General features: G+C 71.0%; 14 protein-coding genes. 7 read left to right on the top strand and 7 right to left on the bottom strand.

Translation table 11 applies throughout. The features are described from left to right. A partial coding sequence (locus AC2H6A_RS12905) for a hypothetical protein (RefSeq protein ID WP_484274011.1) occupies positions 1-713 on the bottom strand: 713 nt, incomplete at its 3' end. A 315-nt stretch (positions 714-1,028) separates the two neighbouring features. On the opposite strand from AC2H6A_RS12905, the gene AC2H6A_RS12900 reads away from it, so the two are divergent. The 5 genes from AC2H6A_RS12900 (at position 1,029) to AC2H6A_RS12880 (ending at position 5,001) form a co-directional block, all read left to right on the top strand. Beyond that, positions 1,029-1,355 carry a tautomerase family protein gene (locus tag AC2H6A_RS12900; RefSeq protein WP_484274010.1) on the top strand — a complete coding sequence of 109 codons (327 nt, stop codon included), beginning with the start codon at positions 1,029-1,031 and terminating at the stop codon, positions 1,353-1,355. A 29-nt stretch (positions 1,356-1,384) separates the two neighbouring features. Beyond that, positions 1,385-1,765: a tautomerase family protein gene (locus tag AC2H6A_RS12895; RefSeq protein ID WP_484274009.1), complete on the top strand. Its 381-nt coding sequence runs from the start codon at positions 1,385-1,387 to the stop codon at positions 1,763-1,765. Positions 1,766-1,842: 77 nt separating this feature from the next. Continuing rightward, complete coding sequence (locus tag AC2H6A_RS12890) at positions 1,843-2,868, top strand: LLM class flavin-dependent oxidoreductase (RefSeq protein ID WP_484274008.1); 1,026 nt, start codon at positions 1,843-1,845, stop codon at positions 2,866-2,868. Between the two features lie 20 nt (positions 2,869-2,888). Then, positions 2,889-3,680: an enoyl-CoA hydratase-related protein gene (locus AC2H6A_RS12885; protein ID WP_484274007.1), complete on the top strand. Its 792-nt coding sequence runs from the start codon at positions 2,889-2,891 to the stop codon at positions 3,678-3,680. 49 nt (positions 3,681-3,729) lie between these two features. Further along, positions 3,730-5,001 carry a cytochrome P450 gene (locus tag AC2H6A_RS12880; RefSeq protein WP_484274006.1) on the top strand — a complete coding sequence of 424 codons (1,272 nt, stop codon included), beginning with the start codon at positions 3,730-3,732 and terminating at the stop codon, positions 4,999-5,001. Positions 5,002-5,026: 25 nt separating this feature from the next. Here the strand turns inward: AC2H6A_RS12880 and AC2H6A_RS12875 are convergent, their stop codons facing one another. Together AC2H6A_RS12875 and AC2H6A_RS12870 are read right to left on the bottom strand one after the other, a co-directional pair. Further along, a complete protein-coding gene (locus AC2H6A_RS12875; RefSeq protein WP_484274005.1) occupies positions 5,027-5,842 on the bottom strand; it encodes an SDR family oxidoreductase in 816 nt (271 codons plus the stop codon). A 28-nt stretch (positions 5,843-5,870) separates the two neighbouring features. Then, positions 5,871-7,031 carry an aromatic ring-hydroxylating oxygenase subunit alpha gene (locus tag AC2H6A_RS12870; protein WP_484274004.1) on the bottom strand — a complete coding sequence of 387 codons (1,161 nt, stop codon included), beginning with the start codon at positions 7,029-7,031 and terminating at the stop codon, positions 5,871-5,873. Positions 7,032-7,157: 126 nt separating this feature from the next. Here AC2H6A_RS12870 and AC2H6A_RS12865 point away from each other — a divergent pair, with 126 nt between their 5' ends. Further along, positions 7,158-8,444, top strand: coding sequence for a M16 family metallopeptidase (locus tag AC2H6A_RS12865; protein WP_484274003.1), 1,287 nt, complete (start codon positions 7,158-7,160; stop codon positions 8,442-8,444). 81 nt (positions 8,445-8,525) lie between these two features. Next, on the top strand, positions 8,526-9,047 hold the full coding sequence (locus AC2H6A_RS12860) for a DUF1993 domain-containing protein (RefSeq protein WP_484274002.1): 522 nt from the start codon (positions 8,526-8,528) through the stop codon (positions 9,045-9,047). Between the two features lie 78 nt (positions 9,048-9,125). Here AC2H6A_RS12860 and AC2H6A_RS12855 read toward each other — a convergent pair whose 3' ends face one another. From AC2H6A_RS12855 to AC2H6A_RS12840, 4 genes are all read right to left on the bottom strand, one after another. Then, positions 9,126-9,506 carry a nuclear transport factor 2 family protein gene (locus tag AC2H6A_RS12855; RefSeq protein ID WP_484274001.1) on the bottom strand — a complete coding sequence of 127 codons (381 nt, stop codon included), beginning with the start codon at positions 9,504-9,506 and terminating at the stop codon, positions 9,126-9,128. An 83-nt stretch (positions 9,507-9,589) separates the two neighbouring features. Then, positions 9,590-10,498: a diacylglycerol/lipid kinase family protein gene (locus tag AC2H6A_RS12850; protein WP_484274000.1), complete on the bottom strand. Its 909-nt coding sequence runs from the start codon at positions 10,496-10,498 to the stop codon at positions 9,590-9,592. A 38-nt stretch (positions 10,499-10,536) separates the two neighbouring features. Next, on the bottom strand, positions 10,537-12,213 hold the full coding sequence (locus tag AC2H6A_RS12845; protein ID WP_484273999.1) for a formate--tetrahydrofolate ligase: 1,677 nt from the start codon (positions 12,211-12,213) through the stop codon (positions 10,537-10,539). A gap of 15 nt (positions 12,214-12,228) precedes the next feature. Beyond that, on the bottom strand, positions 12,229-12,906 hold a 678-nt coding region (locus tag AC2H6A_RS12840; protein WP_484273998.1), incomplete at its 5' end, for a methylmalonyl-CoA mutase family protein.

The raw sequence follows: 12,906 nt of genomic DNA, 5'->3' as shown, positions 1-12,906 counted from the left end.
TGGCTCAGCCCGCTCTCCCCGCCCACCTGGCCGATGGTCAGCGGGCTGGGGGCCACGCCGCTGACATCGACGATGCCCCCGGCGCGCAGGGGGCTGGTCCAGCCGCTGGTGTAGCCCAGGCTGTTCGACATGAAGGCGTGGCCGGTGAGTTCCACGCCCACCCGGGGCGCGAAGGCGCCGCCGACCCGTACGCCGATGAAGAAGTCGCCCATCCCGAAGCTCGGGTCGCAGGCCGGCGGGAAACACATGGTGGAGCTGGTGCCCGCGGCCGGGTTGAGTGCGATCGGCGCGCCCGACACGCCGGTGATGATCAGCTGCGTGGCAGTGCGCTGCACATAGAGCGCCTCGAGATCGAAGGGCTGGCCGCCGATCCCGGGGCCGACCAGGCCACCGGCGCCTACCGAGTCCTCGATCTGATAGATCACGCCGGCCGCCGTCGGTGTCCAGGCCGAGGCGGGCCGGTCGATCGCGTTCATGCCGGTGCTGGTGTTCACGCCCAGGCCCTGCAGATAGCCGAAGGGGCCGGCCCAGGCCCCGCTCGTGGCGGCCATGACCAGCACCAGGGCCAGCGCGGCCCGGCTCCGGGCGCGTCGCCATGCGCTTGCCAGCGCCGGCAGGTGGCCGGCGCGGTCGGAGCGCGAGCGCGGGTGAAGGGCGGCGGGCCGGTCGGGGCTCGGCAGGGGCTGGGAGCGGTCGGGCAGGGGGCGTGGCATGACGGGCATCCGGGTCGGGTGCCAAGTGCTCTGCAAGCTTCGTGCCGGCGGATCTTGCTGAGCAGGATCAATGACTTGGCGTTGCGGACTTGACGGCAGACTGAGGCCCTGTCAAAGCCGCCGACATGACTTTCGTCACGCTGCGGGGCAATGCCGCGGCCCGCGTCGGGAAAAGCGGAAATCGGTCACGCGATCCCGTGCTGCCTGCCCGCTTCCCGGCCCCCGGGTCGTGGCTGATGATGTCAAGATCGCCGACATGACACCGATCACACGCCGGGTGTGATCGAGTTCCGCCTTTCGCCTTCCGGGATTCCCATGATCGTCTACAAGTGCCTGGTCAACGGCCGCATCGGCGAGCCCGCTCGTCAGCGGGTTCGCGAGGGTCTTCAGCGCATCAATGCCGAGCGCTTCGGGGTGCCGCCCGAGTCGCTCTCGGTGGAGTTCACCGAGGTCACCCCGGGCCTGTGGTTCACTGCCGGCGAGCCCTCCCAGGCCTCGAGGGTGCTGGGCAGCGTGCCGGCCGGCACGGCCCAGCCGGCGCGGATCGCGCTCATGGATGAGGTCGCGAGGATGTTCAGCGAGATCACCGGCGCGCCCTACCACGATGTCATGGTGGTGGCGGCCGACCGTTCCGGCGCCTGACGCGCCCCCACTGCCCAGGAATCAAGACCATGCCGCTCTACCGCTGCACCAGCCCCGAGGGCTCGCTCGACGACACCCAGCGCGCCGCCATCGCCCGGGCGATCACCGCCATCCACTGCCATGTCACCCAGGCGCCGCCCACCTTCGTGCATGTGCAGTTCCATCATCAGCCGGCGCCGGTGGCCGGGCCGGCCATCCGGCTGCATGGCGGCATCCGCGCCGGCCGACCGCAGGCCCTGGCCGACGAGATCGTCGCCCGCTGCGTGCAGGTGGTGGCCGGGATCGCCGGCGTGCCCGCCGAGTCGGTGGGCATGCGCACCTCCACCACGCCGGCTTCCTGGATTCTCGAAGGCGGCCGCGTGCTGCCCGAACCCGGCGAGGAAGCGGCCTGGCTGGCCGCGCAGGCCTGATCCGCCAGCTGCGGCTGGCAGGTCGGGCCGTTCACGCCGACAATGCCGGATTCCCGATTGCTTTCCGAGACCCCGCCATGATTCCCTTGTCCGTCCTTGATCTGGTGCCGGTGCGCCGTGGCGACACCCCGGCCGACGCGCTGCGCAACACCCTCGACCTCGCCCGCCACGCCGAGGCCTGGGGCTATCGGCGCTACTGGATGGCCGAGCACCACAACATGACCGGCGTGGCCAGCGCCGCCACCGCCGTGGTCATTGGCCATGTCGCCGGCGGCACGCGCAGCATCCGGGTGGGCGCGGGCGGCATCATGCTGCCCAACCACTCGCCGCTGGTGATCGCCGAGCAGTTCGGCACGCTCGAGTCGCTCTACCCGGGCCGCATCGACCTCGGCCTGGGCCGTGCCCCCGGCACCGATCAGGTCACCATGCGCGCCATGCGTCGCGACCCGCGATCCGCCGAGCGATTCCCGCAGGACATCGTCGAACTGCAGGCCTTCCTCGGGCCGGTGCAGCCCAACCAGGCGATCCGAGCGGTCCCGGGCGCCGACACCCATGTGCCGCTCTGGATCCTCGGCTCCAGCCTTTACGGCGCGCAGGTGGCCGCGCACTTCGGCCTGCCTTATGCGTTTGCCTCGCACTTCGCCCCTGACGCCCTGCACGAGGCGCTGCAGGTGTACCGCGAGCACTTCCGGCCCTCGGCCCAGCTGCAGCGCCCGCACGCGATGGTGGGGGTCAATGTCATCGCCGCCGACACCGACGAGCAGGCCCGACGCCTGTTCACCAGCCTGCAGCAGCGCTTCACCGACATGATGCGCAATGCCCGCGGCCAGCTGCCCCCGCCGATCGACGACATCGACCAGTACTGGACCCCCATGGAGCGGGTGCAGGTCGAGCGCATGCTCACCTGCTCCTTCGTGGGCTCGCGCCAGAGCGTCGGGCGGCAGCTGCGCCGCTTTGTCGAGCAGACCGGCGCCGACGAGCTGATGGCCAGTGGCGCCATCTTCGACCACGCCGCGCGGCTGCGGTCCTACCAGATCCTGGCCGAGATCGGCCGCGATGAAGACCTCGCGCCGGCCGCGTCCGCCGCCGCCGCGCTCGCCTGAACACGCCCACGGAGACCCTCATGGACAAGGTGCTGATCGAAACCCTCAAGGACGGCGTGCTCACGCTGACCATGAACCGCCCCGAGGCGCGCAACGCCCTCAACCTCGAGATGTCCGACCTCATGGTGGCGGCGCTGCAGCGCGCCCAGCTCGACCCTGCGGTGCGCGCGATCGTGCTCACCGGCGCGGGCGGCGCCTTCTGCGCCGGCGGCGATGTCAAGTCGATGGCGGCCGGCCGTGACGCCACCCAGACTTTCGAGCAGCGCGCCACGCGCCTGCGCGACCGGGCCGAGGCCTCGCGGCTGCTGCACGAGATCCCCAAGCCCACCATCGCGGTCATTCCGGGCCCTGCCGCGGGCGCGGGGCTGGCGCTGGCCATGGCCTGCGATTTCCGCATCGCGGTCGACAGCGCCCGGCTCACCGTGGCTTTCGCCAAGGTGGGCCTTTCGGGCGACTACGGTGCCAGCTGGTTCCTCACCCAGCTGGTGGGTCCGGCCCGGGCCAAGGAGCTGCTGATGTTCTCGCCGCTGCTCGATGCCGAGGAGGCGCTCGCGCTCGGGCTGCTCCACCGCGTCTACCCGCCGGGACTGTTCCAGGAGCAGGCGGCGGCCTTCGTGTCGGCGCTGGCCAACGGGCCCTCGGTCACGCTCGGCTACATCAAGCAGAACGTGAACCTCGCCGCCCGCGCCGACCTTCGCAGCTCCATCGACAGCGAGGCCACCCACCAGGTGCGCTGCATGGGCACGGCCGACCACGCCGAGGCCGCCCGTGCCTTCGTCGAGAAGCGTCCGCCGAAGTTCGTCGGCGCCTGAACACCCCTGGCCGGCTGTGGCCGGCCCGCCTCACACCAGGAAGCGGACCATGGACATCTCCACTCCCGCCGTCTACCGCAGCCTTGGCCGCGACGAGATCAATGCCATCCCGCTGGCCGAGCTCGATGTCAGCAGCGGCTACATCTTCGAGGACGACACCGTCGGCATGTACTTCGAGCGGCTGCGCCGGGAGGCGCCGGTGCACTACTGCGCCCGCAGCCGCTTCGGTCCGTTCTGGTCGGTGACCACCTACCGGCACATCATGGAAGTCGAGGTGAACCACCAGGCGTTCTCCTCCGATTCCGCGCTCGGCGGCATCACGCTGGCCGAGCCGCTGCCCGATGAACGCCTGCCCAGCTTCATTGCCATGGACCCGCCGCAGCACGACGAGCAGCGCCGCACCGTGAGCCCCATCGTCGCCCCGGGCAACCTCGCGCTGCTCGAGGGCACCATCCGCAGCCGCGCCGCCGCCATCCTCGACGGCCTGCCGATCGGCGAGGAATTCGACTGGGTTCGCCGGGTGTCCATCGAGCTCACCACCCAGATGCTGGCCACCCTCTTCGACTTCCCCTTCGAGGAGCGCAGCCTGCTCACCTGGTGGTCCGAGATGGCCACCGGCCACCCCAAGGCCCGCGGCGCGGTCACCTCCTGGGACCAGCGGCGCGAGGAGCTCGGCAAGTGCCAGGCCTACTTCACGCGCCTGTGGAACGAGCGGGTCAACCAGCCGCCGCGCAACGACCTCATCTCCATGCTGGCCCATTCGCCGGCCACCCGGCACATGGACGAGCGCCAGTTCCTGGGCAATGTGCTGCTGCTGATCGTGGGCGGCAACGACACCACCCGCAACTCGATCACCGGCGGCCTGCTGGCGCTGAATCGCCATCCCGAGCAGTACCGCAAGCTGCGCGAGAACCCGGCGCTGGTCAGCAGCCTGGTGCCCGAGATCATCCGCTGGCAGACCCCGCTCGCGCACATGCGCCGCACGGCCACCCGCGATGTCGAACTCGGCGGTCAGCTCATCCGCAAGGGCGACAAGGTGGCGATGTGGTACCTCTCGGGCAACCGCGACCCCGAGGCCATCGAGAACCCTGACGCCTTCATCATCGACCGTGCCCGGCCGCGTCAGCATCTTTCCTTCGGCTTCGGCATCCACCGTTGCGTGGGCAACCGGCTGGCCGAGATGCAGCTGCGCATCCTCTGGGAGGAGATCCTCAAGCGCTATCCGGTGATCGAGGTCACCGGCCAGCCGCGGCGGGTGCTCTCGAACTTCGTGCACGGCTTCATGTCGATGCCGGTGCGCATTCCGGCCCGCGCGGCCTGAGGCCGGCGGCGGGCTGCCGCGCGGCTCAGTCGCGCCGCAGCCCGAGCTTGCCGGCGAAGCGGCGCATGCCGCCGAGCCAGCGGTCGTAGTCCTGCGCCTTGCGCTGGAAGTAGGTGAGCACCTGCGGGTGCGGCAGGATCAGGAACTGTTCGCTGGCCATGCCGGCCACCACGCAGTCGGCAAGGTCCTCGGCCGAGATCACGCCGTCGGCGCGCGCTGCCGACGAGCCGCCCCGACCCGCGATCATCGGCGTGTCCACCGCCTGCGGGCAGAGCACCGACACCCGGATGCCGGCTTCGCCGTGCTGGATCGAGAGCCACTCGGCCAGCGCGATCGCGGCGTGCTTGCTTACCGCGTAGGTGGCCGAGGGCAGCGAGGTGAGCAGGCCCGCTGCCGAGGCGGTGTTGACCAGGTAGCCGCCGCCGCGCCGCTTCATGCCCGGCATCACCGCGCGGGCCGCGTAGACATGGGCCATGACATGGACCTGCCAGTTCAGCGTCCATTGGGCTTCGGGGGCGTTCTCGTCGCCGTCGCGGATGATGCCGGCATTCGAGCAGAACACATCCACGCCGCCGAAACGCTGTTCGGCCGCGGCCACCAGCGCCTGCACCTGTGTCTCCACGGCCACATCGGTGGGCACGGCCAGACAGGGCACGGCCGCGCCCACGCCGGCCTGGCCCTCGCTCAGCGACTGGGCAAGCGACTGCAGCGCCGCGGCCTGTGCCGGCAGGTCGGCCAGCACGAGACCGCGCGGGCGCTCGCGGGCGAAGCGCAGCGCGAGCGCCCGGCCGATGCCGCTGGCCGCGCCGGTGACGATGAGGGTCTTGTCCTGCAGTTGCATGGCGGTCTCCGGTGGGGTGGCAGCGCGCTCAGTCGCGGCTGATCAGCGCGGCGAGGTGTTCATGGAAGCGCCGCAGGTTCTGCTCGAAGCGGCCAAGCGCGAAGCGCTGGTTGGCGCCGGCCCCGAGCGCGCTCTGGATCTGCTCCGAGATGCGCAGGTCTTCGGCGCTGAACACGCCGCCATCGATGAGGTCGAAGGAGCGCTCCCAGTGGGCGCGCTCCTTCTCGCTGCGCGGCGCGTGCGGCGTGAACAGGCTGTGCACGAACAGCACCTCGCCGGGTGCGATGGGGAACAGACCGAGATGGCTGGTGAAATCGGGGTGATAGATGATCAGGCTGTTCGGGAAGATGGCATGGGTAAGCGTGGCGTGGCAGCGCACGTCCCACTGGTCTTCAGGCAGGTCCTGCGCCTGGGCGAGCGACTCGCGGCCCACCAGGATTCGGGTGTGCAGGCCTTCGCCCTCGGCGGTGAAGCGCGAGCCCGGGAAGTAGCCCGCGATCGAGCCGGCGTGCAGCCGGCGGATGTGATAGACCTCCTGGAAGGCATCCATCACCAGCTTCCAGTTGCAGGCCCGGCGCTGCACCCGCTGGCGGAAGAAGTGGTGCCCCTCAAGACCGAGCGAGGCGAGATCGCGGTCGATGTCGCCCAGGAAGCCGGCCACATCGATGGCGCTCGCCTGCGGGTCGAGCACCGCCCAGATGAAGCCGTGGCGAACCGCGCTGGGCAGCTGGCGCAGGCCGCGTTCGGCGCGCTGCAGGCAGGGAAAGCCTTCGGCGCCCGGGATGCCGCGCAGCGCGCCGTCGAGTTCGTAGGTCCAGGCGTGGTAGGGGCATGAGAGCGTCGATTGCCGGCAGACCGTCTCCTGGGCCTCGAGCAGGCGCGCACCGCGATGGCGGCAGACATTGAGCAGCACCCGGATCCCGCCGTCACGATCGCGCACGATCAGCAGCGGCAGGCCGAGCAGATCGCGGGCGATCATGCTCCCCGGTTCGGGCAGCTGGTCGGCCCGGCCCAGGCACAGCGGCATGCGCCGGAACACCCGCTCGACCTCGCGGCGATGGATCTCCGGATCCTGGTAGACGGCGCAGTCGAGCTCGCTGTCGGTGGCGTCCCAGTCGGCGCCTTCTCGCTGGTCGCGCTCGTCCAGCAGGCGTCGGAACAGGCCGATGATCGGCGGATTCAGGCCCATGTCGGTCTCCTTCACGCAAGCCTAGCAGCGCCAGTGCGCGCGCAGCGCCCGCCCGATCTCGCTTTCGCATGCCGTGGTCATCGCCCGGCCGACCCCGGGCGAGCGCGTAGAATCGAAAGCCAAGCGATGCTGATCACCGATCCCGAAGTCCGCACCACCACCCTGCCCAACGGGCTGCGTGTGGCCACCGCCGCCATGCCCGGTTTTCGTACCGTGGCCATTGGCGCATGGCTGCGGGTGGGCTCGCGTGACGAGCCCACCGAGCTCAACGGCCTGTCGCACTTCTACGAGCACATGGCCTTCAAGGGCACGGCCCTGCGCGATGCCCGTGCCATCACCCTCGAGATCGAGCGGCTGGGCGGCAGCATCAACGCCTACACCGCCAAGGACCACACCGCCTGCGAGACGCTGATGCTCGCCGATCATGCCGACACCGCGCTGGCGGTGATGGCCGATGTGCTGTCCCGCTCGGTGTTCCCGCCCGATGAGATCGAGCGCGAGCGCCAGGTCATCCTGCAGGAGCTCGGTGATGCCGCCGACGATCCCGAGTCGGTGGCCCAGGATGTCTTCGATGCCCTGGCCTTTCCGCGCCAGGCGCTCGGGCGGCCGATCCTCGGCCGGCCGCGCAATGTACGGCGCATCGGACGCGAGCACCTGCTCGATCACCAGAGCCGGCACTGCACCGGCGCCAATCTCGTGGTCAGCGCGGTCGGTGCGGTCGAGCATGAGGCCTTCGTGGCCATGGTTCACGCGCACTTCGGCGGGCTGCCCCGTGGTGAACGGCCGGCGCGCGCCGCGGCCCGCTATGTGGGCGGCTATCGCCATCTCGACGACGACACCGAGCAGACCTCGGTGGTGCTGGGCTGGCCGGTGCCGGGCCGCGCCGATCCGCGCCATGCCGTGCACGAGCTCGCCGCCGAACTGCTCGGCGGGGGCATGTCCTCGCCGCTCTTCCAGTCGGTGCGTGAGCAGCGCGGGCTGGCCTACCAGATCGATGCCTGGACCGATGGCCTGGAAGACGGCGGCGTGCTGCAGGTGACTGCCGGCGTCTCGCCGCGCAACCTGCGCGAGCTGCTCAAGGTCGGCCTCGAGGTGGTGGTGGGCGCGGCCGCGCGCATCGATCCCGACGATCTGGAGCGCAGCCGCAATCAGCAGGCCATGCGGCTGGCGCGCAGCCTCGAGCGGCCCGCGGCCTTCGCCGAGTGGCTCGGCCGCGACCTGCTCATGCATGACCGCGTGGTGCTGCCCGGCGAGCGGCTGGCGCAGCTGCAGGCCATCGATGAATCCGCGCTGCGCGCCGCGCTGACCGACATGCTCGCGCAGCGGCCCACCCTGGCGCTGGCCGGCCGGCTCGGCCGCGCCGACCCGCCGGCGCTGCTGCGCGATGCGTTGGGCGCGGTCGTACCGGCCTGAGCGCGTCAGCCTGTCCGCCCGTTCCCGCGTCGTACCGACCCCGCGCCAGGCGAACTCTCCACCTCAACCGGAGCTGCCCCGATGTCCGTTTCCCTGTACGACCTGAGCGTTGCCAGCTATCTGCAGACCCTCACCGCGATCAGCGGCTGCCTCGAGAAGGGTCTGGCCCACTGCACGGCCCAGGGCACCGATCCCGAGGCCCTGGTGCAGGCGCGGCTCGCGACCGACATGCTGCCCTTCAAGTTTCAGGTCGAGTCAGTGGCCCATCACTCGCTGGGTGCGATCGAGGGGCTGCGACGCGGCCTGTTCACCCCGCCGGGCGAGGCGCCGGCGCGCGGCTACGCCGACCTGCAGCGGCTGGTCGCCGAGGCGAAGGCGGCGCTCGAGCAGGTCAGCGCGGCCGAGGTGAATGCGCTCGCCGGTCGCGACATGGCCTTCGAGATCCGCGGCCGGCAGATCCCGTTCACGACCGAGACATTCATCCTGTCGTTCTCGCTCCCCAACTTCTACTTCCACGCCGCCACGGCCTACGACATCCTGCGGCACCACGGGGTGCCGGTGGGCAAGCGTGACTTCCTCGGGCCGATGCGCACCCGCGGCTGAGGCGGGGCCTTGCCGCGCGGGCCTTCGGCGCCGGTCAGTGACTGACGGTCAGGCCCGCCCCGGCGCCCTGACGGCCGCTCAGGCCGCAGGCACCGGAGTGGACTGCCAGGACACCATCTGCCAGCTGCCGTTGCGGCGCGCCCAGACCTGCAGGTAGCGGCTGACGAAGTCCTTGAGCCCGGCCTTGACCACCACCTGGATGCGCACATCGCCATCCACCAGGGCGACATCGCCGTAGACCCGGAAGTTGCGGCGCAGATGGGTGAAACCCTTGTAGTCGTAATAGCCGTTGACCACGCGGTCGATGTAGGTGGCCTTGTCCTCGGCGGTGGCGCTGCTGTGGACGTACAGCAGGTCGTCGCCCATCAGCTCGCGCAGCGTGGCAGCGTCCTTGGCCAGCGCGGCCTGGCAGCGACGGGCATCGGCGGCTTCGATGGCCTGGATGTCGGTGGCGCTCATGGTGTCTCCTCGGGATGGGGGGATTGGCGGCCGAGGATAGCGCATGCCGCCGCCGGGGTTCGTCCGGGTTGCGATCCGTGGACTCAGTCGGCCTGCTGGCGGCACATCGCCGGCAGCGCGCCGATCCGCACCCGCACCCGCCAGCTGTGCGCGCGGCCCACCGGCTCGCCGTCGGCGGCGAGCGGCACGGCGGTTTCGCTGTCGACGATCATCTCGGTGAAGGCCTGGGTGCTCACCCGGGGATGCGTGAGATGCCGGCCGAGCATCAGTCGCGGCAGCATGCCCAGGGCGCCCAGGCGGCCGAAGCGGCCGGCCAGCAGGGCGTCGAGCCGGCCGTCATCGGCCCGCGCCTGCGGCACGGCGGGCAGCCCGGCGCCGTAGCTCGGCGTGTTAAGCGCCGAGGCGAAGAGCGTGCGGCCGAGGTGCACTTCGCGGCCATCGACCCGCACCCGCATGCGCCAGGTCTGCAGCGACTGCAGTTCGCGAAGCGTGGCCCACAGGTAACGGGCATGGCCGCCCAGCCAGCCCGGCGTCTTCAGGGCGCGCGCGCCGACCGCGGCGTCGAAGCCGCCGGCGAGGCTGCTCAGGAACAGCACGGTGCGCCCGCCGAAGGCGCACTCGCCGACATCCAGCGGCGTGGCCTGTGCGCTCAGCGCGTGGGAGAGCGCGGCCCGCCATCCCAGCCCGGCCACGCCCATGGCACGCGCGATGTCGTTGCCGCTGCCGGCGGGCACCAGCCCGAATTCGCAGCGGCGCACCAGCAGCGAGGCCAGCATGCGGTGGACCGTGCCATCGCCGCCCACCAGCACCACCCGCAGCCCGATCGGGCCTGTCTGGATCTGCTGCTCGGCCTCGTCGATGCCGTCGATGACGGCCAGCCGCACACCCGGGCCGTGGGTCTGGAGCCACCGCCGCATCGGCTCGGCGAGCCGGCCGGCGCGGCCGCCGCCCGCCCGCGGGTTGATCAGCACGAGGGTCTGCGAGGGCGCCATGCCGGCCGGCCGGGGACTGTGCACGCGGCGCAGGCGCCTCAGGACAGGCCGATGATGCGGCCCTGCTCGTCGAGGTCGATGCGCTCGGCTGCGGGCACCTTCGGCAGGCCGGGCATGGTCATGACATCGCCGCAGATCACCACCACGAAGCCCGCGCCGGCGGCCAGCCGGACCTCTCGCACATCGAGCACATGGCCTTCGGGCGCGCCGCGCAGCGACGGATCGGTGGAGAAGCTGTACTGGGTCTTGGCGATGCACACCGGCAGCCGGCCGTGGCCCTCGGCCTGCAGCTGATTGAGACGCGCGCGCGCGCCCGGGCTGGCGCGCACCTCGGCCGCGCCATACACCCGGGTGGCGAGCGCCCGGATCTTGTCCCACAGCGGCTGGTCATCGGCATAGGCGAATCGCAGCTCGGTGGGCTGCGCGGCCAGGCGCACCACTTCGCGGGCGAGGTCGGTCGCGCCCTCGCTGCCCTGCGCCCAGTGCCGTGCGGTGTGCGCCGGCACGCCCAGCGCCGCCACCCGCTCGCGCAGCAGGGCGTGCTCGGCCTCGGTGTCGGAGGCGAAGTGGTTGATGGACACCACGCAGGGCAGGCCGAACACCTCGCGCAGGTTGCGCAGATGGCGCTCGAGATTGGCCAGGCCGCGCCCCAGCGCGGGCAGGTCTTCGGTGCCGAGCGCGTCGAGTGCCACGCCGCCGTGGTACTTGAGCGCGCGCACCGTGGCCACCACCACCGCCGCGGCCGGCCGCAGCCCGGCGAGGCGACACTTGATGTCGATGAACTTCTCGGCGCCGAGATCGGCGCCGAAGCCGGCCTCGGTGACCACATAGTCGGCCAGCCGCAGCGCGGTGCGGGTGGCGATCACCGAGTTGCAGCCGTGCGCGATGTTCGCGAAGGGCCCGCCGTGCAGCAGTGCAGGGTTGTTCTCGAGGGTCTGCACCAGGTTGGGCGAGATCGCGTCGCGCAGCAGCACCGCCATGGCGCCATGCACCTTCAGGTCGGCGGCGAGCACCGGCCGGCGATCACGGGTCTGCGCCACCACGATCCGGCCGAGCCGCTCGCGCAGGTCGGCCAGCGAGGTGGCCAGGCACAGGATGGCCATCACCTCGGAGGCCACGACGATGTCGAAGCCATCTTCGCGCGGATGGCCGTTGGCCGGCCCGCCCAGGCCCACGGTGAGCGCGCGCAGCGCCCGGTCATTCATGTCCATGACCCGACGCCAGCTGATGCGGCGGACATCGATGTCGAGCGCGTTGCCGTGGTGGATGTGGTTGTCGATGGCCGCGGCGAGCAGGTTGTTGGCGAGCGCAATCGCGTGGAAGTCGCCGGTGAAATGGAGGTTGATGTCCTCCATGGGCACCACCTGCGCCCGTCCGCCGCCGGTGGCGCCACCCTTCAGGCCGAACACCGGGCCGAGCGAGGGTTCGCGCAGCGCGATCATGGCCCGTTCGCCGATCCGGTTGAGCGCGTCGCCCAGACCGACCGTGGTGGTGGTCTTGCCCTCGCCGGCCGGCGTGGGGCTGATCGCGGTGACCAGGATCAGCCGGCCCTCGGGCCGGTCGCGCAACGACTCGATGAAGGGCAGGGTGAGCTTGGCCTTGTGGTGACCGTAGGGCACCAGATGGCGGTCGTCGATGCCCAGCCGGTCGGCGGCCAGATCGGTGATCCGCCGCAGCGTCGCCTCGCGGGCGATCTCGATGTCACTCAATGCCACTGCGTGCTCCCGCGGCTACATGCTGCGGCGGTACTGGCCGCCCACCTCGAACAGCGCCTCGGTGATCTGGCCGAGCGAGCAGCAGCGCACCGCATCCATCAGCACGGCGAAGACATTGCCGTTGTCGATGACCGTTCGGCGCAGCAGGGCCAGCACCTCGGGCGCGCGGTCGGCGTGGCGGGTCTGGAACTCGGCCAGGCGGGCGAGCTGCGAGCGCTTCTCGTCCTCGGTGGAGCGGGCGAGCTCGAGCTTCTCGGGGATGGGGTCGCCCTTGGGGTTGCGGAAGGTGTTCACGCCGATGATCGGGTACTCGCCGGTGTGCTTGAGCATCTCGTAGTGCATGCTCTCGTCCTGGATCTTGCCGCGCTGGTAGCCGGTCTCCATGGCACCCAGCACCCCGCCGCGCTCGGCGATGCGCTCGAACTCGGCCAGCACGGCCTCCTCGACCAGCTCGGTGAGCTCGTCGACGATGAAGCTGCCCTGCAGCGGGTTCTCGTTCTTGGCCAGGCCCCACTCGCGGTTGATGATCAGCTGGATGGCCATGGCGCGGCGCACGCTGTCTTCGGTGGGCGTGGTGATCGCCTCGTCGAAGGCGTTGGTGTGCAGGCTGTTGGCGTTGTCGTAGGTGGCGATCAGCGCCTGCAGCGTGGTGCGGATGTCGTTGAACTGGATCTCCTGCGCGTGCAGGCTGCG

It is taken from the genome of Quisquiliibacterium sp. (assembly GCF_982640115.1).
The sequence above is the reverse complement of the archived record's forward strand: the minus strand, read 5'-3'. Positions and strand labels throughout refer to the sequence as shown.

Coding starts and splice junctions, on each gene's coding strand:
- AC2H6A_RS12855 (WP_484274001.1), bottom strand. CDS start 9,506: ATGAGCGCCACCGACATCCAGGCCATCGAAGCCGCCGATGCCCGTCGC.
- AC2H6A_RS12875 (WP_484274005.1), bottom strand. CDS start 5,842: ATGCAACTGCAGGACAAGACCCTCATCGTCACCGGCGCGGCCAGCGGC.
- AC2H6A_RS12860 (WP_484274002.1), top strand. CDS start 8,526: ATGTCCGTTTCCCTGTACGACCTGAGCGTTGCCAGCTATCTGCAGACC.
- AC2H6A_RS12870 (WP_484274004.1), bottom strand. CDS start 7,031: ATGGGCCTGAATCCGCCGATCATCGGCCTGTTCCGACGCCTGCTGGAC.
- AC2H6A_RS12890 (WP_484274008.1), top strand. CDS start 1,843: ATGATTCCCTTGTCCGTCCTTGATCTGGTGCCGGTGCGCCGTGGCGAC.
- AC2H6A_RS12895 (WP_484274009.1), top strand. CDS start 1,385: ATGCCGCTCTACCGCTGCACCAGCCCCGAGGGCTCGCTCGACGACACC.
- AC2H6A_RS12850 (WP_484274000.1), bottom strand. CDS start 10,498: ATGGCGCCCTCGCAGACCCTCGTGCTGATCAACCCGCGGGCGGGCGGC.
- AC2H6A_RS12880 (WP_484274006.1), top strand. CDS start 3,730: ATGGACATCTCCACTCCCGCCGTCTACCGCAGCCTTGGCCGCGACGAG.
- AC2H6A_RS12885 (WP_484274007.1), top strand. CDS start 2,889: ATGGACAAGGTGCTGATCGAAACCCTCAAGGACGGCGTGCTCACGCTG.
- AC2H6A_RS12900 (WP_484274010.1), top strand. CDS start 1,029: ATGATCGTCTACAAGTGCCTGGTCAACGGCCGCATCGGCGAGCCCGCT.
- AC2H6A_RS12865 (WP_484274003.1), top strand. CDS start 7,158: ATGCTGATCACCGATCCCGAAGTCCGCACCACCACCCTGCCCAACGGG.